At 72.0% G+C, this 18,663-nt stretch carries 15 protein-coding genes; 3 read left to right on the top strand and 12 right to left on the bottom strand.

The window, feature by feature from the left end; translation table 11 throughout:
- Position 1 precedes the first annotated feature (1 nt).
- On the top strand, positions 2 to 1,696 hold the full coding sequence (locus AAME72_RS15970) for a long-chain-fatty-acid--CoA ligase (RefSeq protein ID WP_348787530.1): 1,695 nt from the start codon (positions 2 to 4) through the stop codon (positions 1,694 to 1,696).
- A 97-nt stretch (positions 1,697 to 1,793) separates the two neighbouring features.
- Here AAME72_RS15970 and AAME72_RS15965 read toward each other — a convergent pair whose 3' ends face one another.
- The 12 genes from AAME72_RS15965 to AAME72_RS15910 all read right to left on the bottom strand — a co-directional run bounded on the left by AAME72_RS15965 (position 1,794) and on the right by AAME72_RS15910 (position 15,884).
- Positions 1,794 to 2,228, bottom strand: a complete 435-nt coding sequence (locus AAME72_RS15965; RefSeq protein WP_348790156.1) for a PaaI family thioesterase — start codon at positions 2,226 to 2,228, stop codon at positions 1,794 to 1,796.
- Between the two features lie 53 nt (positions 2,229 to 2,281).
- On the bottom strand, positions 2,282 to 3,259 hold the full coding sequence (locus AAME72_RS15960; protein ID WP_348790155.1) for an oxygenase MpaB family protein: 978 nt from the start codon (positions 3,257 to 3,259) through the stop codon (positions 2,282 to 2,284).
- A 17-nt stretch (positions 3,260 to 3,276) separates the two neighbouring features.
- The gene (locus AAME72_RS15955) at positions 3,277 to 3,834 is read right to left on the bottom strand and encodes a YbaK/EbsC family protein (protein ID WP_348787529.1); all 558 of its coding nucleotides are present in this window, start codon (positions 3,832 to 3,834) and stop codon (positions 3,277 to 3,279) included.
- Positions 3,835 to 3,838: 4 nt separating this feature from the next.
- On the bottom strand, positions 3,839 to 4,357 hold the full coding sequence (locus AAME72_RS15950) for a GNAT family N-acetyltransferase (RefSeq protein ID WP_348787528.1): 519 nt from the start codon (positions 4,355 to 4,357) through the stop codon (positions 3,839 to 3,841).
- 13 nt (positions 4,358 to 4,370) lie between these two features.
- Complete coding sequence (gene gatB, locus AAME72_RS15945; RefSeq protein WP_348787527.1) at positions 4,371 to 5,870, bottom strand: Asp-tRNA(Asn)/Glu-tRNA(Gln) amidotransferase subunit GatB; 1,500 nt, start codon at positions 5,868 to 5,870, stop codon at positions 4,371 to 4,373.
- Positions 5,870 to 7,417, bottom strand: coding sequence for an Asp-tRNA(Asn)/Glu-tRNA(Gln) amidotransferase subunit GatA (gatA, locus tag AAME72_RS15940; RefSeq protein ID WP_348787526.1), 1,548 nt, complete (start codon positions 7,415 to 7,417; stop codon positions 5,870 to 5,872). Before gatA ends, gatB begins: the two co-directional genes overlap by 1 nt.
- An 8-nt stretch (positions 7,418 to 7,425) precedes the next feature.
- Entirely contained in the window at positions 7,426 to 7,713 is a 288-nt protein-coding gene (gene gatC, locus AAME72_RS15935; protein WP_348790154.1) for an Asp-tRNA(Asn)/Glu-tRNA(Gln) amidotransferase subunit GatC, read from the bottom strand.
- Positions 7,714 to 7,779: 66 nt separating this feature from the next.
- Positions 7,780 to 9,567 (bottom strand): alkaline phosphatase family protein, encoded by a 1,788-nt coding sequence (locus tag AAME72_RS15930; protein ID WP_348787525.1) that lies wholly within the window; start codon positions 9,565 to 9,567, stop codon positions 7,780 to 7,782.
- A gap of 23 nt (positions 9,568 to 9,590) precedes the next feature.
- Positions 9,591 to 10,970: an alpha/beta hydrolase gene (locus tag AAME72_RS15925; RefSeq protein ID WP_348787524.1), complete on the bottom strand. Its 1,380-nt coding sequence runs from the start codon at positions 10,968 to 10,970 to the stop codon at positions 9,591 to 9,593.
- Positions 10,971 to 11,126: 156 nt separating this feature from the next.
- Positions 11,127 to 13,382 carry an NAD-dependent DNA ligase LigA gene (gene ligA / locus AAME72_RS15920; RefSeq protein WP_348787523.1) on the bottom strand — a complete coding sequence of 752 codons (2,256 nt, stop codon included), beginning with the start codon at positions 13,380 to 13,382 and terminating at the stop codon, positions 11,127 to 11,129.
- A gap of 137 nt (positions 13,383 to 13,519) precedes the next feature.
- Positions 13,520 to 14,620, bottom strand: coding sequence for a tRNA 2-thiouridine(34) synthase MnmA (gene mnmA / locus AAME72_RS15915; protein ID WP_348787522.1), 1,101 nt, complete (start codon positions 14,618 to 14,620; stop codon positions 13,520 to 13,522).
- Positions 14,621 to 14,705: 85 nt separating this feature from the next.
- Positions 14,706 to 15,884, bottom strand: a complete 1,179-nt coding sequence (locus tag AAME72_RS15910) for a cysteine desulfurase family protein (RefSeq protein WP_348787521.1) — start codon at positions 15,882 to 15,884, stop codon at positions 14,706 to 14,708.
- Positions 15,885 to 15,959: 75 nt separating this feature from the next.
- On the opposite strand from AAME72_RS15910, the gene glgX reads away from it, so the two are divergent.
- Positions 15,960 to 18,104, top strand: a complete 2,145-nt coding sequence (gene glgX, locus AAME72_RS15905) for a glycogen debranching protein GlgX (RefSeq protein ID WP_348787520.1) — start codon at positions 15,960 to 15,962, stop codon at positions 18,102 to 18,104.
- Positions 18,104 to 18,592 (top strand): Cys-tRNA(Pro) deacylase, encoded by a 489-nt coding sequence (gene ybaK / locus AAME72_RS15900; RefSeq protein WP_348787519.1) that lies wholly within the window; start codon positions 18,104 to 18,106, stop codon positions 18,590 to 18,592. Before glgX ends, ybaK begins: the two co-directional genes overlap by 1 nt.
- Positions 18,593 to 18,663: the final 71 nt, after the last annotated feature.

Raw genomic sequence — 18,663 nt, 5'->3', positions numbered from 1 at the left:
TGTGAGTATCTACAGCGAACGTCCGTGGCTGTCCAGTTACGCCCCGGACGTGCCGGCGGACGTGGACGTGCCGGCCGGATCCCTCGCCCACCTGATCGACGAGTCGGTCGCGACCTACGGCAAGCACGTCGCGCTCGAGTTCTTCGGGGCCACGACGACGTACGCCGAGCTCGGCGATCAGATCGCGCGCGCCGCCGAGGGCCTGCGCAAGCGCGGGGTGCGCAAGGGCGACCGCGTCGCGCTCGTGCTGCCGAACTGCCCCCAGCACGTCGTCGCGTTCTACGCGGCGCTGCGGCTCGGCGCCGTCATCGTGGAGCACAACCCGCTCTACACACCGCGCGAGCTCCGCCACCAGTTCGAGGACCACGGCGCCACCGTCGCGATCGTCTGGGACAAGGTTGCCAAGACGGTCCAGGAGCTTCCGGCGGACCTCGCCGTCACCACCGTCGTCTCGGTGGACATCACCCGAGCGATGCCCGCGAGCAAGCGCTTCGCCCTCCGCCTCCCCATCCCCGCCGCCCGCAAGGCCCGCGAGCAGCTGACCACGACCGTCTCCGGCACGATCACCTGGGAGACGCTGGTCGCCTCGCGCCGGCTGAAGGCGTCCGTCCCCCGGCCGGAAGGCGACGACCTCGCCCTCATCCAGTACACCTCCGGCACGACGGGCACGCCGAAGGGCGCCATGCTCAGCCACAGCAACCTCACCGTGAACGCCGCACAGGCGCGCGCCTGGGTGCCGACGATCGAGCGCGGAACATCGGTGGTCTACGCCGTGCTGCCGCTGTTCCACGCGTACGGGCTGACCCTCTGCCTCACCTTCGCGATGAGCATGGGCGCACGGCTCGTGCTGTTCCCCAAGTTCGACCCCGACCTCGTCCTGGATGTCGTGAAGAAGCACCCGGCGACCTTCCTGCCCGCGGTGCCGCCGATCTACGAGCGGCTGGTGCAGGCGGCGGAGAAGCGCCGGGTCTCGCTGTCGGGCATCCAGATCGCGATCTCGGGCGCGATGAGCCTCCCGCAGTCCATCGTCGACCTCTGGGAGCAGAAGACCGGCGGCTTCCTCGTCGAGGGCTACGGCCTCTCGGAGTGCTCGCCCGTGCTGATGGCGAACCCGGTCGGAGCGACCCGCCGCCCGGGGACGGTCGGCCTGCCGCTCTCCAGCACCGAGCTGCGCGTCGCCGACCCCGACGACCCGTCCGTCGACCGCGCGTTCGGCGAGGAGGGGGAGCTGCTGGCCCGCGGACCCCAGGTGTTCTCCGGGTACTGGCGCCGCACCGAGGAGACGGCGAAGGTGCTCACCGCGGATGGCTGGTTCCGCACCGGCGACATCGTCACGATGGACGAGGACGGCTTCGTCCGCATCGTCGACCGCATCAAGGAGCTGATCGTCACCGGCGGCTTCAACGTCTCGCCGACCGAGGTCGAGGATGCGCTGCGCCCGTTCGAGGGCGTGGAGGATGTGGCCGTCGTCGGCCTCCCGCACCGGCGCGGCGGCGAGGACGTCGTCGCCGCCGTCGTGATGAAGCCCGGCGCCTCCTTCGACGAGGCGGCGATGCGCGCCCACGCCCGCGACTGCCTCACCCCGTACAAGGTGCCCAAGCACATCGTGCAGGTGGACGAGCTGCCGCGCAGCATCGTCGGCAAGGTCATCCGGCGCAAGGTCCGCGATCAGCTGCTGAAGGACCAGCAGGGCTGAACGGCGCACCGCTGACCGGTCGCGACACGCCGCGACGGCTCGTAGATGGCGGCGTGTCGCGACCGCTCGACGCCCCTCCCCAGATTTCGCCCGCCCGTCAGGCGATCGGGAAGACGAGGAGCGAGCCCGTGGCGGTCGCGACCGTCTTGCCGGAGCCGTCCGTCACGACGCCGTCGGCGAAGGCGACCCGGTTTCCCGGCTTCGTCACGGTGGCGACGCAGGTGAGCGGGCCGCTGGTCGCGAAGACCGGGCGCAGGTAGTTGACTTTGATCTCGATCGACGTGTAGCCCTGCCCCTGCGGCAGCGTCGACTGCACCGCGCAGCCGAGCGCCGAGTCCAGGAGAGTGCAGACCAAGCCGCCGTGCACTGTCCCGATGGGGTTGTAGTGTGACTCGTCCGGGTCGCACACGAACACCGCCTTGCCCGGCTCCGCCTCGGTCAGGGTCATCCCCATCAGGCTCGCGATAGGAGGCGGAGGCAGCTCCCCCGCGATCATCCGGTGCAGGTACTCCAGGCCGCTGAGGCTCGGCATCACGGCGACACCCGGCGCCGGGTCCTCCCAGTGCACGGTTCGGCTGCGCTCGGTCACTCGCTCTCCTTCCGCTGCGGGTTCCGCACGGCCGGCGACGGCGTCCCTGCCTCGTCGACCGGTTCGAGCGTATCCTGCCCCTCGCCGGAGCTGCCGGCCAGCCGCGCGAGCCGGCGGCGCGCAGCGAGCTCGGCCTGGGTGTGCTCGCCGAGGAGGACGCCGGCGCCGCGCAGGACGAGGCCGGTCGTGGCGTGCACGGGAAGACGGTCGCGCTCGGGCAGCCCGAGCAGCCGTCGATGCCGGGGTTCGAGCGTGGAGACGGCGGCGCGGAACACGATCCGGTAGGACGGGCGCAGCACCGGGGACAGCGGCGCCCGGCGGATGAAGCGGACGATCTCCTCGACCTCCGCTCCCCCGCGCAGGTCGCCGGTGTCGGTCGCGTCGTCGATGCGGGCCCGGAGCTCCGCGGCCGTCCGCGGCGGGTCCTCGACGCCCATCAGCTCGCCCGCCGTCGCCCACTGCGCCACGTAGCCGTCGGCACCGCCCGGGATCGGCGACCCCCAGTTCTCGTGCGCCGTGAGGAAGGCGTCGGTGAACGCGACGTGGACCCACGCGGCGAGCTCCGGGTCGTTCGCGGCGTAGGGCCGGGTGCTCCCGTGCCCGTCCACGTAGGTCCCGACCACGCTCCTGTGCAGCGTCTTCACCATCTCGGAGCCGGCGATCGCCTGGCCGCGGCTGCCGAAGGTGACAGTGTGGATCCACTGGATGGTGCCCGCGAGCCTGCCGAGCGGGTCCTCCCGGTAGCGGGAGTGCTCGCGGACGCCCGCCAGGGCTCCGGGATGCAGCGCCTGCAGCAGCAGCGCCCGCACTCCGGCGACGAGGGTCGGCATTCCGCCGTGGACGACCCACGGCGCGCTTCCCGGAGCGAAGAACCCCTCGTCCTCGCCGTCCTCGAGCCGGAGCACCCACGACGGGATGCGGTCCGAGCGTCCGGACAGCGTCTCGATGAGCCGCGACCGCACCGGGCCGAGCATCCGGTCCACCTGCGAGGTCACGACGACGGCACCGGAAGGCCGAGACCCTCGACGAGCCGCGCGGACGGCAACTCGCCGAGGAGCCGGCCGGGCAGCAGGATCTTGGAGCGGCGCACACCGGAGCCGATGATCACGACGTCGGTGCCGGCCACGCGCGCGTCGACGAGTACCGGCCACGGCTCGGGGAGGCCGATCGGGGTGATGCCGCCGTACTCCATCCCGGTCAGCTCCACCGCACGGTCCATCGGCAGGAACGAGGCCTTGCGCACGTCCAGCAGGCGCTTGACCGCGCCGTTGACGTCCGCGCGGGTCGTCGCCAGGACGACACAGGCGGCGATCCGCTCGAGGCCCTCGCGTTTGCCCCCGACGACGACGCAGTTCGCGAGGGTCGCGGCGTCCAGCCCGAACCGCTCCTTCGTTGCCGCGGTGTCGGACACATCCGGGTCGATCTCGACGACGCCGACCCTCTCCAGCCAGCCCAGCGCCGTCAGCGCGTCGAGCGCGGCCGGTGCCAGCAGGTCGGTGCGGGATGCGGCGGGCGCGGTGGTCAGCCCGCCGAGAGTGAAGACGCCCATGCGCCTACCGTAGTCCGGCTCCGCCCAGCCGCTTGTACATCAGGGTGGTGGCGCCGAGAGCGCCCGAGGGACGGACCGCGTAGTCCGGGATGGCGCCGGCCGTCTGCCAGCCCCAGCGCGTGTACAGCGACTCGGCGAGGCTCCCGGTCTCGGTGTCCAGCACGAGCAGGGTGAGTCCGGAAGCGGTGGCGTGCGCCTCCAGCGCCGCCATCAGGGCCGGAGCGATGCCGCGTCCCCTGGCGTCCCTGTGCACCATCAGCTTGATCACCTCGGCGCGGTGTGGCCCGTTGCGCTTGCTCGCGCGCACCAGCGTGATGGTGCCGAGCACCCGGTCGCCCTCGCGTGCGATCCACGTCTCGGCGTCCGGGTCCGCCAGCAGCCGCGCCCACCAGGCGGTCGCGTCCTCGTGCGATGGCGGCTCGATCCAGCCGACGCTGGCGCCAGAGGACACCGTGTCGATGAGCACCGGGGCGAGCGCGGCGGCGGTTGCCTCCGCGCTCGCCTCCGTGACCAGCTCGATCACGCCCGACGCGCCATCACTGGGATGCGCGCTCCAGCACCAGCTCGCGCACGCGCGCGGCGTCCGCCTGGCCCTTCATCGCCTTCATCACGGCGCCGATCACGGCGCCGGCGGCCTGCACCTTGCCGTCGCGGATCTTCTCGAGCACGTCCGGCTGGGCGGCCAGTGCCTCGTCGATCGCGGCGATGAGCGCGCCGTCATCGGACACGACCGCGAGCCCGCGAGCGTCGACGACCTGCTGCGGTGCGCCCCCACCCGCGATCACGCCCTCCAGCACCTGGCGCGCCAGGCGATCGGTGAGCGTGCCGGCCTCGATGAGCGCGGCCAGCTCCGCGACGTGCTGCGGGCTCACGAGCGTCCCGGCCGGAACGCCCTGCGCGTTCGCGAGCCGGGCGATCTCGCCGGTCCACCACTTGCGAGCGGCGGCGGGCGTCGCGCCCGCGGCGATGGTCGCCTCCAGCTCGTCGAGCAGGTCGGCGTTCGCGACGTCCTGGAACTCGAGCGCGGTGAAGCCCCACTCGGCCGTCAGGCGCTTGCGACGCACCGCGGGCTGCTCCGGCAGGGTTCCGCGGAGCTCCTCCACCCACTCCCGGCTCGGCGCGACGGGCACCAGGTCGGGCTCAGGGAAGTAGCGGTAGTCGTCGGCGTCGGACTTCGGGCGACCCGCGGAGGTCGTCCCCGTGTCCTCGTGCCAGTGCCGGGTCTCCTGCACGATCGCCCCGCCGGCGTCCAGGATGGCGGCCTGCCGCTGGATCTCGTAGCGTACGGCGCGCTCGATCGAGCGCAGCGAGTTCACGTTCTTGGTCTCGGTGCGGGTGCCGAGCGTGTCCGAGCCGCGGCGGCGCAGCGACACGTTCGCGTCGCAGCGCACGTTGCCCTCCTCCATGCGCGCGTTGGAGACGCCGAGCCCCTTCACGATGTCGCGGATCGCGCGCACGTAGGTGCGGCCCACCTCGGGGGCGTCCGCCTCCGCGCCCTCGATCATCTTGGTGACGATCTCGACCAGCGGCACCCCGCCGCGGTTGAAGTCCACGAGCGAGTGGTCGGCGCCCTGGATGCGGCCGGTCGCGCCGCCGATGTGGGTGAGCTTGCCCGCGTCCTCCTCCATGTGCGCGCGCTCGATCTGGATGGTCAGCTCGCGCCCGTTCTCCAGCTCGATCGTGATCTCGCCGTCGTGCGCGATCGGCTCGTCGTACTGCGAGGTCTGGAAGTTCTTGGCGAGGTCCGGGTAGAAGTAGTTCTTCCGCGCGAACCGGCTCGACTCTGCGATGTCGCAGCCGAGCGCGAGGCCGAGGCGGATGCTCGACTCGATCGCCTTCTCGTTCACCTGCGGCAGGCCGCCCGGGAGACCGAGGCAGGTCGGGCAGGTGTTGGTGTTGGCACCGGAGCCGAACTCGTTCGCGCAGCCGCAGAACATCTTGGTGGCGGTGTTCAGCTCGACGTGCACCTCGAAGCCGAGCACCGGCTCGAACAGCTCGAGGGCCTTGTCGTAGTCCATCAGTGCGACCTTGGCCATCAGACGGCTCCCTCTTCGCTCGCGAACATCTCGGTGGCGCTCAGATCGGGCGCCTGACTGAGCAGCGTGTGCCCCCACTTCTCCTCCAGCAGCCGCTCGAGCGCGGCGCCGATGGTGTAGAGCCGGGCGTCGGCGCGGGCCGGCGCCATCAGCTGCATCCCGACCGGGAGCCCGTCCTCCGGCGCGAGGCCGATCGGCAGGCCCATGCCGGGCACGCCGGCGAGGTTGGCGGGGATGGTGGTGATGTCGTTGAGGTACATCGCCATCGGGTCCGCCAGCTTCTCGCCGAACTTGAAGGCCGTGGTCGGCGCGCTCGGGCTGACCAGCACATCCACCTTCTCGAACGCTGCCGAGAAGTCGCGCTGGATGAGCGTGCGCACCTTCTGGGCGCTGCCGTAGTAGGCGTCGTAGTAACCGGCGCTGAGCGCGTAGGTGCCCAGGATGATGCGGCGCTTGACCTCGGGGCCGAAGCCGGCGTCGCGGGTCGCGGACATCACGCGCTCGACGGTGACCGGGCCGTCGGCGGGGTCGACCCGCAGGCCGAAGCGCACCGAGTCGAAGCGGGCCAGGTTGCTGGAGGCCTCGGCCGGGAGGATCAGGTAGTAGGCGGCGACCGCGTACTCGAAGCTCGGGGCGCTCACCTCCACGATCTCGGCGCCGGCGCTCTCCAGGAGCGCGAGCGCCTCGTCGAAGCGCTGCTTGACCCCCGGCTGGAAGCCCTCGCCGGAGATCTCGCGGATGACGCCGACGCGGACGCCGCGCAGGGCGCCGTCGGCGTGGCCGGCGCGCGCCGCATCCGCCATCGACGGCCAGGTGTCGGTGAGCGAGGTGGAGTCGAACGGGTCGTGCCCGGCGATGACATCGTGCAGCAGACCGGCGTCCAGCACCGTGCGGGAGACCGGGCCGACTTGGTCGAGCGAGCTCGCGAGCGCGATCGCGCCGTAGCGGCTCACGCCGCCGTAGGTCGGCTTGACGCCGACGGAGCCGGTGACGGCGGCGGGCTGACGGATCGAGCCGCCGGTGTCGGAGCCGAGCGCCAGCGGGGCCTCGAAGGCGGACACCGCCGCGGCGGAACCGCCGCCGGACCCGCCGGGGATGCGCTCCAGGTCCCACGGGTTGCGGGTCGGACCGTAGGCGGAGTGCTCGGTGGAGGAGCCCATCGCGAACTCGTCCATGTTGGTCTTGCCGAGCGGCACCAGGTCGGCCTCGCGGAGCTTGCGCACCACGGTCGCGTCGTACGGGGGCACCCAGCCCTCGAGGATCTTCGAGCCGGAGGTGGAGGGCATGTCGTCGGTGGCGAGCACGTCCTTGATCGCGATGGGCACACCGGCGAGCGGGCCGAGCGGGTCGCCCGCGGCGCGGCGGCCGTCGATCTCGGCGGCGGTGCGCACCGCCTTCTCGGCGGCGACGTGCAGGAACGCGTGCACATCCTGGTCCACGGCCTCGATGCGGTCGAGGTGCGCGCGGGTCGCCTCGACGGACGACACCTCGCCCGCGGTGAGCAGGTCGGCGAGCGCGGACGCGGAGAGTCTGATCAGATCGGTCATGGTCTCGCCTACTCCTCGTCCAGGATGGTGGCGACGCGGAACCGGTCGCCCTCGCGCTCTGGGGCTCCGGAGAGCGCCTGCTCGACCGTCAGCGACGGCCGCACCTCGTCGGGCCGGAACACGTTGGTGAGCGGCAGCGGGTGGCTGGTGGCCGGGACCTCGGGACCCGCGACCTCCTGCACCTTGGCGACCGCTTCGACGATCTGACCGAGCTCGCTGGTCAGCGACTCGATCTCTTCCGGGCTGAGGTCGATCCTGGCGAGGTTGGCCAGGTAGGCGACCTGTTCTGCGCTGATCTCGGCAGCGTTTGATTCAGGCACGTGTGCGTCTCCGTGAGATTCTCGGGGTGGACGGTTCCAATTCTAGGGTGAGCCGAAGAGCCCTCGCCCCAGCCTGTTCACGGCGTCGTACGCCTCCTTGTACGTGCGCGGCACCCGATCCTCCGGGCTGCCGTAGCGCGCCGTCAGCAGGCCGACCAGGCCGACCCCGGGCGGACTGAGCGGCCGGTCCTCGTCCCCCGGCGACGGCGCGTCCGCCTCCGGGTTCGCGGGTAGGTACTGGGGATGCGTGTCCGGCCACGTCCCCGGCTGGCGCGGAGTCGACCGGTTGATCGCCGCGTCGACGGTCCGCGCGCCGCGGTCGCGCTCGGTCAGGTGCGGCATCCGGAACTTCCTGCAGAGTGTCGCGATCACCGCCGAGTGGTGCATCTCCTCGTGCAGGATGGTGTTCCGCTCGGTGTACGCGGAGATCGCGATGGCGGGCACGCGGAGGCCGAGCCGGTCGAAGCCGAAGCCGTTCTCGCCGGGTCCGCTGTCGTCCGGGGGCGTCGCCGGGCCCGGCGCGACGTGGTCGTAGGTGCCGCCGTGCTCGTCGAAGGTGACGAGCAGCATCGTGTTCAGCGCGTTGGAGCCGTCGGCGCTGCGGGAGGAGCGGATCGCCGAGTAGACGCGGTGCAGCAGCAGGTCCCCAGCCCGCACGTCGGAGATCGCCCCGCCGACGATCGCGGAGCCGTCGACGTCCTCGTACGTATCCGGACCGCCCGGCGGGTGCATGTCGTTGTGGTCGTACAGCAGCCGGGGCTCCACGAACGCGTAGTCGGGGAGGGTCCCCTCCTCCACGTCCTTGTAGAAGTCCGTCATGGTCCGGAAGTTCGTCTTCCAATACGGCTCGAGCACCGGCGCGTGGATGAAGCCGGTGAGGGAGATCAGCTGGCGGTCGTCGAAGTACACCCGCCAGCTGCGGCCCGCGTCCTCGAGCCTGTTGAAGATCGTCGGGGACGCATTGGCCGGGTCGAACCATTTGCGCAGGCCGCCCTCGCCGCCGTTGTCGACATAGCCATGCGAGGTCGACGCGTGGAAGAACGAGCGGTTGCAGAACGTCTGCGACGGCACGGCGCAGTGCCAGTCGTCCCAGACGGCGAACTGCCGGGCGAGGGTGGAGAACACCGGCAGCATGTCCGGCGTGAACGCGCCCATGATGCGCCGGTACTCCTCCGGCCCAGGCTCCCGGCCGGTGTCCTTGCGGAGCACGCCGATGTAGTCGCGGACGAAGCCCGACATCGTCGGCTTCGCGCCGGCGGGGGGCGCGTTGTACGGCGGCTTCATCTCGCGGAGGTCGGCGTCCGCGTTGGAGGGCGGGTCGACGACGCCGAAGAGCTGCGTGTTCACGTGCGGGTAGAACTCGCCGGGGTCCGGCGACGGCTGGCGCATCACGAAGTCGGTGGTGCCCGTGTACGGATGCACGGGGATCTCGCCGCCGGCGGGATCGGGGTTGGTGTGCCGGCCGAACGCCAGGCCGTCGAAGCGCTCGCCAGCGGGCAGCGTCGACTCGTCGTAGAGGTAGCCGAGCAGGTTGTCGAACGACCGGTTCTCGTACATGAGCACGACGAGGTGGTCGAAGCCGGGCTTCGTCCGCGGCGGCAGCGGCGGGTACTCCTCCCCCGACTCCTCGTGCGCGGAGGGCCGAGCGGCCTGCTGCGCGGCGATCGCGGCCCCGGCTGCTCCTCCCGCCGCGCCGCCGGCGACGGCCCCGGCGGCGACGAGCCCCGCGCTCCGCAGGAAGCTGCGGCGGGATGCGCCGCGCGACTGCTCCGGCTCAGGCTCGACCGCGGGCCGATCGGGGTCGGCGGGAGCGGTGTCGTCCGGCTGCATCGCACCCCATTATGCGCCAGCGGTCAGCGCGCGGACGCGGTGGACGTCTCCGGGGTGTCGGAGGAGCCGGAGGAGCCGAGCACGAGCCGCCCCTGATCGATGCCGATGAGGGCGAGGTTCCGGACGGACTCGGTGCCCGCGGTGAAATACTCGTTGTGGCCGCTGGAGCCGGCGAGCGTGCGGTGCGTGATCGGGTCGACTGCACCCTGCGTCCCCATCGGCTTCGCGCCGTACCGGGGCGATCCCGGGTCGCTGCCGAAGAAGGCGCTGTTGACGATCGGGTCCATCGGCGCCTCGCCGACGAAGACGTTCCCGCCGCGCACCGCGAGGTCGCGCACGGACTGCGCGTCGGAGCCGGGCGAGCCCATCAGCGCCAGCGCGTCGACGGTGACGGTGTGCCGTTCGAGCGCGAGCAGCGCCGCCGTCGAGCCGTACGAGTGCGCGAACACGCTGAGGTAGGGCGGGTCGTCCTGGCGGAGCGCCTGGATGCCCTGCAGCGTGCGCTCCAGGCTGTCCGCGCCCTCTCGTGCCAGCTGCAGGCCGCCGATGTTCATCAGCATCGGGGTCTGGTAGCCGATCCAGGCGACCACCGCCACGCCGGGCGCCGCTGTCGACGACCGCGGACCGAGGAAGCGGGTGAGGAATCCCGTCTCCTGATCGTGGATGTCCTGGGCGACGGCGGCCCACGCCTCGATCTGCTCGCCCACCGACATGTACATCCCCGGCACCAGTACGCTGACGTATCGCGCGGTGCTCAGGTCGCCCACCACGATCGCGGCCTTCGCGTTCTCCGAGGTGTCGAGCGAGACCAGGGTCCTGGCGACGCCGTCCTTCTTCTTCAGCGCGGCCTCGACATTGCCCAGCGTGGTCAGCCGCTGCTTGAGCGAGACGCGCTCCGCCTTGCCGTGCTCGGTCTTCAGCTGCTCCCTCGCGTGCGTCATCGTGCGGGTGAGGTCCAGCGCGTTCGCCTTCCCGCGCACGGCGTACGGGATGCCCTCCAGGTTCCCGACCACGTGCGGCGCCGCGCGCAGCAGTGCCTTCTGCCTTGCCGGGTCGAGCAGGCGCCAGAGGGTGCTGACGTCGGCGGCGGGCGGGGGTGCGCTGAGCAGGCGGTCGAGATCGGCCGTGTGCGCGCCGAGGAACCCGGGAAGCGCGGCGGGGTCGACCGCCTGGATCGAGCCGAGGACCCCGGTCGCCGCGGAGGCGGCGGAGGAACCGGTCCCGCCCGAGCTGGCCGGTGCGTCCCCGACCGAGGTCGGAGAGGCCGAGACGCGCGCGGTTCCGGACGCGTCGACGGCTACCGAGGACGGCGCGAGGTGAGCGTCCGCGGGCATGGCAACGGCCCCGGTGAGTCCGCTGACGACCGAGGTGACGATGGATACTGCCGCAAAGCCGACCAGCACTCCGTCCGGGTCCCTCCGAGAGCGTGCGAGCTATGCCTATCGTGCGCCACGGGCAGCGCACACCTCGACTCTAGCGGTACCTTCACGGGCGTCGGCTGGCCGTTCTACCCCCGATTCAGGGGGAGAATTTGTATCCTGTCCACACAGCGGCGGACCCTAATCCAGGGCGTCCGGTCCCTGTTCCACAAGCAGCCGGAACTGCGCCGCGTCCAGGATCCGGACCCCGAGCTCCTCCGCCTTCGCGAGCTTGGAACCGGCGCCCGGGCCGGCGGCCACGAAGTCGGTCTTCTTGGAGACGCTGGACGCCGCCTTGCCGCCCGCGGCGATGATGGCCTCCTGCGCCCCCTCGCGCGTGTAGCCCTCCAGCGACCCGGTCGCCACGACCGTGAGACCGGCCAGAACACCGCCGCCCTCGGCCGCCTGTCCGGGGCCCGTGTGGCCCGGCGTCGCGAATTGCACGCCGTCGGCGGCCCAGCGCTCGACGATCTCGCGGTGCCAGTCGACCTCGAACCACGCGAGCACCGCGTCCGCGATGATTCCGCCGACGCCGTCCACGGCCGCAAGCTCCTCCCGCGTCGCCGAGCGGATCGCGTCGAGGGACCCGAAGTGATCGGCGAGGGCGCGCGCGGCCACGGGGCCGACGTGCCGGATGTTGAGGGCGACGAGGATGCGCCAGAGCGGCTTGGTGCGCGCCGCCGCGAGGTTGCCGAGCAGCTCCACGGCGGACTTCGACGGCACGAAGGTCTCGTCCCCGGAGAACTCGGCCGCCCCGGGATCGAACACGCCGTCCTTCTTCTGCCGGCGCCGGCGGAAGGGCGTGTCCACCTTCTCGGTTCCGGCGTCGGTGAGCTTCGGCAGCCCGGTCTCGGAGTCCCGGACGACGACCTCGATCGGGAACAGGTCGGCCAGCGTCAGCCCGAACAGTCCCGCCTCGGTCGGCAGCGGCGCCCGCTCCGGGAAGCGCGGCTGGGTGAGGGCCGCGGCCGCGACCTCGCCGAGCGCCTCGATGTCGAGCGCGCCGCGCGAGCCGATGTGCTCCACGCGGCCGCGGACCTGCGCCGGGCAGAACTCGGCGTTCGGGCAGCGGAGGTCGATGTCGCCCTCCTTGGCCGGCGCCAGCCGGGTGCCGCACTCCGGGCAGTTCTCCGGCATGACGAACTCGCGCTCGCTGCCGTCGCGCAGCTCGACGACCGGGCCGAGCACCTCCGGGATCACGTCGCCCGCCTTGCGCAGCACCACGGTGTCGCCGATGAGGACGCCCTTCGCTTTCACCACGTCCTGGTTGTGCAGCGTCGCCTGGCGCACCTCGGAGCCGGCGACCCGCACCTTCTCCATCACCGCGAACGGCGTCGCGCGTCCGGTGCGGCCGACGCTGACGACGATGTCGAGCAGCTTCGTGTTCACCTGCTCCGGCGGGTACTTGTACGCGATGGCCCAGCGGGGCGCGCGCGAGGTCGCGCCGAGCTCGTCGTGCAGGGCGAGCTCGTCCACCTTGATGACGATGCCGTCGATCTCGTGCTCGACGCTGCCGCGGTGCGCGCCGAAGTACTCGATGAACTCGTCCACCTTCTTCGCGTCGTCGAGCACGCGATAGTGCGTCGAGGTGGGCAGCCCCCAGGACTGCAGCAGCTCGTAGGTCTTGGACTGGGAGTCGACCGGCGGGTTCTGCCAGGCGCCGATGCCGTGCACGAGCATGTGCAGGCGGCGGAGCCGGTCGCGCATGAGCGCGAGCTGGGCGGGGTTCTTGCCCTCCGCCTTCTGCCGCAGCGAGCCGCTCGCGGCGTTGCGGGCGTTGGCGAAGACGCGCTCGCCCGCCTCCTGCTGGTGCTCGTTCAGCTCGTCGAACTGGGCGACGGGGAAGAACACCTCGCCGCGCACCTCGACGAGCGGCGGGAACGGGCCGTCGCCCGCCAGCCGCGCCGGGATGGCGGGGATGTAGCGGATGTTCTCGGTGACGTCCTCTCCCACGACCCCGTCGCCGCGGGTGGCGGCGGTCACCAGGACGCCGTTCTCGTAACGCAGGTTGATCGCGAGCCCGTCGATCTTGAGCTCGCACAGGTAGTCGACGCGGCGCCCGGCGTCCCGCTCGACGCGCGCGGCCCAGGCCTCGAACTCCTCGAGCGAGAACACGTTGTCGAGGCTGAGCATCCGCTCGGCATGCTGCACGGGGGCGAACAGGGTGGTCTGGGCACGGCCGCCGACCGTCTGAGTCGGGCTGTCCTGGCTCTGCAGCTCGGGATGCAGGCGCTCCAGCTCCTCGAGGCGCCGCATCATGCGGTCGTACTCCTCGTCGCTGACGAGCACCGTGTCCCGCTCGTAGTACGCGTCACGCAGCTCCAGGATGCGGGTCGTCAGCTGCTGCGCCTCCGCGCGCGCCTGCGCGAGGTCGTCGTCCGTCGTCTCGTTCGCCACGATTGCAAGCCTACCGATCACCCCCGACGGTCCCTGGCCTCCCGCGCCTGCCGGGATTCGTCACGAATCGCGGCCGTTCGTCACGAACGACGGCGATTCGTCACGAACTGTGAGCGGGCCGCGAAGCAGCTGCCGTCTCAGGCGGGGACGGCGGAGACCGTGCGGTCGATCGTGGTCTGGCCGAGTACCCGCGTGCCGACGTAGATCACGGCGGTCTGGCCGGGTGCGACGCCGTCGAGCGGCGTGTCGGGGCGGACGACCAACTCGCTGTCGCGCACCACCGCGACAGCGGGGACGGGATCGGCGTGCGCGCGGATCTGCACGTCGCACGCGAACGGCGCGTGCGCATCCACCGGCGGCTGCCCCGCCCAGGTGAACCGCGACCCGGCGATCTCGGCGATGTCCAGGGCCTCCTTGGGCCCGACGACGACCGTGTTCTCCTTCGGCCGCACCTCGAGCACGAACCGCGGGCGGCCGTCCGGCGACGGGTAGCCGATGTTCAGCCCCTTGCGCTGGCCGACCGTGAACGCGTGCGCGCCCTCGTGCGTTCCGAGCCGGTTGCCGTCTCGGTCGAGGATGTCGCCGGTCTCGGCTCCCACCCGCTCGGCCAGCCAGCCGCGGGTGTCGCCGTCCGGGATGAAGCAGATGTCGTGCGAGTCCGGCTTGTTCGCAACGCTCAGGCCGCGCGCAGCCGCCTCCGCGCGGACCTCCGCCTTCGACGGCGTCGCGCCGAGCGGGAACATCGCGTGCGCGAGCTGCTCGGCGGTGAGCACGCCGAGGACGTACGACTGGTCCTTCGCCCAGTCGCTCGCCCGGTGCAGCTCGCGGTTGCCGTCCGCATCGGTGCGGATGCTGGCGTAGTGGCCGGTGCAGACGGCGTCGAAGCCGAGGTCGAGCGCCTTCTCCAGCAGCGCCGCGAACTTGATGCGCTCGTTGCAGCGCATGCACGGGTTCGGCGTGCGGCCCGCCGAGTACTCGGCGATGAAGTCGTCGACGACGTCCAGCTTGAACCGCTCCGAGAAGTCCCACACGTAGTACGGGATGCCGATGACGTTGGCCGCGCGCTGCGCGTCCATCGAGTCCTCGATCGTGCAGCAGCCGCGACTGCCGGTGCGCAGCGTCCCGGGCATCCTGCTGAGCGCCAGGTGCACCCCGACCACGTCGTGGCCGGCTTCCACGGCACGCGCCGCCGCCACTGCAGAATCGACACCACCGCTCATCGCCGCTAGAACTCGCACCCGGAGATTCTACGCCGGGGCCGCCTGGACGCCCGCCGAGGGCCGAGCGCGCGTGCGCCGCCGCCGGGGCGAGGGCGACGCCGCGTCAGCCGATCCGGGGCGCCCGGTCGGCGAGGCCGGCGCGCGCCGCCTGCGCGTAGGCGCCGGGCAGTGCCGCGAGCAGCGCATCCACATCCGCCTCGGTCGACGTTCGGCCGAGGGTGAAGCGCAGGGCCGAGCGCGCCTCCTGCTCGCTGCGCCCCATCGCCAGCAGCACATGCGACGGCTCGGGGATGCCCGCCTGGCACGCCGAACCGGTCGACACCGACACTCCGGCCATGTCGAGCAGGAACAGCAGCGAATCGCCCTGCGCGCCGGGGAAGACGAAGTGCGCGTTCGACGCGACGCGCTCGCCGGACGCGGGTGCGGGGCCGCTCAGCACGGCCTCCGGCACCGCGGCGAGCACACCGCGGATGAGCCGGTCGCGCAGCGCGGCCAGCCGTATCGGCTCCGTCTCCCGTTCCGCAGCGCTCGCCCGCGCGGCCGCCGCGAACGCCACCGCGGCCGCGACGTCCTGGGTGCCGCTGCGCACCTGGCGCTGCTGGCCGCCGCCGTGGATGAGCGGCACAACGGCCGACGATCGCGCCAGGACGAGGGCGCCGATGCCGACCGGGCCGCCGATCTTGTGGGCCGAGACGCTCAGCGCATCCACGCCGAGCCCGGCGAAGTCGACGGGCAGATGGCCATACGCGGCGACGGCGTCGACGTGCACCGGGACGCCGGCCGCCCGGGCCTCCGCGGCGAGCGCCGCCACCGGCTGCACGGTGCCGACCTCGTTGTTCACCGCGAGCATGGTGAGCAGCGCGACATCCCCGGCCTCAGCGAACGACGGCGGCTCGATGCGGCCCTCCGCGTCGAGCGGCAGCCACTGCGGCCGGGCGCCCTCCGCACGCTCCAGCCACTCGACGGTGTCGACCGTCGCGTGGTGCTCGCCGCCGGGGACCAGGATGCGCGGGCGCGCCGCGTCCGCGTTCCGCGCCCAGTACATCCCCTTGATCGCCAGGTTGATCGCCTCGGTGCCCCCGGAGGTGAACACCACCTCGACGGGGTCGCAGCCGAGCGTCTCCGCGACGGTCTCCCGCGCCTCCTCGAGCATGCGACGTGCCTGCTGCCCCTGGCTGTGGATGCTCGCGGGGTTGCCGACGACGCCGAGCGCACCGGTGAAGGCCTCAACGGCCTCCGGTCGCATCGGCGTCGTGGCTGCGTGGTCGAGGTAGACCGGCACCGCTTCCCCTCCTCGTGCGCCGCGCGGCGCATCCCAGGCCCGAGCGTTCAGGAGCCTGTCACTACTGTAGATCGCATGACCTCCGCCGATCCTCTGCGCAACCTGGGCGTCCGCGTCGGCCCGCACGGCGGCGAGCTCCGGGTGTACTCCGAGAACGCCACCGCGATGGAGCTGTGCATCTTCGACGCCAAGGACCCGAACTGGCTCGTCAAGACCGTGCCGATGACGAAGGACGGCGGGAACGTCTGGGTGGGCCGCTCGCGCACCCTGCAGGTCGGCACCCGTTACGCGCTCCGGGTCACCGGTCCGACGGCGCCGGCGAACGTGTTCAACGCCGAGACCCTGCTGCTGGATCCGTACGCCCGCGGCCTCGTCCGCGTCTCCGCGGAGGAGTGGCGGTCGACGGTCATCGCGGACGGCTTCGACTGGGGTTCGTCGCAGAAGCCGCGGACGCCGCTCGACCACACCGTCGTCTACGAGGCGCACGTCCGCGGCATCAGCCGGCTGAACCCGGACGTCCCTGAGGAGCTGCGCGGGACCTACGCCGGGCTCGCGCACGAGTCGACGATCGCCTACCTGAAGGACCTCGGCGTCACGGCGGTGGAGCTGCTTCCCGTCCACGCGTTCGTCTCGGAGCAGCGCCTCATCCAGCAGGGGCTGACCAACTACTGGGGCTACAACACGCTGAACTTCTTCAGCCCGCACGCGCCGTACGCCTCCCGTTCGGCGCAGGCGGCGGGGCCGGACGCCGTGCTCGCGGAGTTCAAGGGGATGGTGAAGCTGCTGCACGAGGCCGGCCTCGAGGTCATCCTCGACGTCGTCTACAACCACACGGCGGAGGAGGGCATCGGCGGCCCCACCACGAGCCTCCGCGGCATCGACAACGCCACCTACTACCGCCACGACGACGCCGGGGTGTACATCGACGTGACCGGCTGCGGCAACACGGTCGACTTCGGCCACCCGGTTCCGCAGCGGCTCGTGCTGGACTCGCTGCGCTACTGGGCGCAGGAGGTGCAGATCGACGGCTTCCGCTTCGACCTCGCCGTGACCCTCGGCCGCGGTCGGGACGTCTCGTACAGCAGGGAGCATCCCCTCATCAACGCGGTCCTGCACGACCCGGTGCTCGCCGACACGAAGCTGATCGCCGAGCCGTGGGATGTCGGGATGGGCGGCTGGCAGACCGGCAACTTCCCCGGCCCCACCGGCGACCGCGACGGCTGGTCCGAGTGGAACGACCGCTACCGCGACCGCGTCCGCACCTTCTGGCTCGCCGACATCGCGGGCGCCCGGCGCAACGGCCAGGCGCCGATCGGGATCGGCGGCTTCGCCACCCGGCTCGCCGGATCGTCCAACACCTTCTCGCCGGAGCGCGGCCCGCTCGCCTCCGTCAACTTCGTGACGGCGCACGACGGCTTCACCATGGCAGACCTGACCGCCTACGACGTGAAGCACAACCTCGGCAACGGCGAGGACAACCGCGACGGAACGGACAACAACCGGTCGTTCAACCACGGCGTCGAGGGGCCGACGGTCGACGAGCGCATCCTGCTCGATCGGCGGAAGGCGATGCGGAACCTGATGGGGACGCTGCTGCTCTCGGCGGGCGTCCCGATGATCACGGCCGGCGACGAGTTCGGCCGCAGCCAGCGCGGCAACAACAACGCCTACTGCCACGACAGCGAGCTGACCTGGCTGAGCTGGCTGCGCACCCGCGAGCAGCGCGAGATGGTCGACACCACCAAGCGGCTGCTGCAGCTGCGCCGGGAGAACCCGGCACTGCGACCGAGCCGGTTCGCGGTGCTCGGGGAGACCACCCCGAACGCGAGCCACATGGACTGGTACGACGCCTCCGGCGCGTACATGGACGACGAGGACTGGAACTCGCCCGAGAACCGCACCCTGCAGTACCTGGCGGCCTCGACGCCGGACCGAGAGGAGTTCAACCGGGTGCTGCTGATCGTCCACGGCGTCGAGGACGACGTCGAGGTGTCCCTTCCGGTCGCTCCCGGCGTCACGTCGTATCAGCTGCTCTGGGACAGCGCGACCGAGGTGCCGATCGAGGAGGACGGCGCGGAGATCGCACCCGGCGCGACGCGGCTGGTCGGCGGAGCATCCATGCAGCTGTACCGGGCGAACGGGCCGCGGGTGCAGGCGGCCGACGCAACCGGCAGCGGGACGGACGCCGGCACGGACGCCGGGGCGGCGGACGCCGCCTGATGGCCAAGCGCCCCGCCTCCGCCGGCACCCCGGCCACTGTCGCCCTGACCGCCGCGGGCGTCCCGTTCGCCCTGCACCCGTACGAGCACGACCCGGCGGCCCCCTCGTTCGGCCTGGAGGCGGCCGAGGCGCTCGGCGTCGAGCCGGACCGCGTCTTCAAGACGCTGCTCGCGGACACCGAGCTCGGCATCGTGGTCGGCGTCGTCCCGGTGACCGGGATGCTCGACCTGAAGGCGCTCGCCGCTGCCGTCGGCGCCAAACGCGCGAGCATGGCCGATCCGTCCGTCGCCGAGCGCAGGACCGGCTACGTGGTCGGCGGCATCTCCCCCGTCGGGCAGAAGACGGCGCACGTCACCGTGATCGACGAGACCGCACAGCTCTTCGACACCGTCTTCGTCTCCGGCGGCCGCCGTGGGCTCGATATCGAGCTGGCGCCCGGCGACCTGCTGGCCGTCGTCTCCGGCCGCTACGCCGCGATCGCGAAGTAGCGCGACGGCGGGGACGCGACACGCCGCGTCGCGCCCGCGCACACGGCAGGTGGCGTCCCCGCTGTCGTCCG

The organism is Leifsonia sp. NPDC080035 (assembly GCF_040050925.1).
GTDB lineage: Bacteria > Actinomycetota > Actinomycetes > Actinomycetales > Microbacteriaceae > Leifsonia.
The sequence above is the reverse complement of the archived record's forward strand: the minus strand, read 5'-3'. Positions and strand labels throughout refer to the sequence as shown.

Excerpts from the sequence above, each read along its gene's own strand:
- AAME72_RS15965 (WP_348790156.1), bottom strand. The coding sequence starts at position 2,228 with ATGCCGAGCCTCAGCGGCCTGGAGTACCTGCACCGGATGATCGCGGGG.
- AAME72_RS15960 (WP_348790155.1), bottom strand. The coding sequence starts at position 3,259 with ATGCTCGGCCCGGTGCGGTCGCGGCTCATCGAGACGCTGTCCGGACGC.
- AAME72_RS15955 (WP_348787529.1), bottom strand. The coding sequence starts at position 3,834 with ATGGGCGTCTTCACTCTCGGCGGGCTGACCACCGCGCCCGCCGCATCC.
- gatB (WP_348787527.1), bottom strand. The coding sequence starts at position 5,870 with ATGGCCAAGGTCGCACTGATGGACTACGACAAGGCCCTCGAGCTGTTC.
- gatA (WP_348787526.1), bottom strand. The coding sequence starts at position 7,417 with ATGACCGATCTGATCAGACTCTCCGCGTCCGCGCTCGCCGACCTGCTC.
- AAME72_RS15930 (WP_348787525.1), bottom strand. The coding sequence starts at position 9,567 with ATGCAGCCGGACGACACCGCTCCCGCCGACCCCGATCGGCCCGCGGTC.
- glgX (WP_348787520.1), top strand. The coding sequence starts at position 15,960 with ATGACCTCCGCCGATCCTCTGCGCAACCTGGGCGTCCGCGTCGGCCCG.
- ybaK (WP_348787519.1), top strand. The coding sequence starts at position 18,104 with ATGGCCAAGCGCCCCGCCTCCGCCGGCACCCCGGCCACTGTCGCCCTG.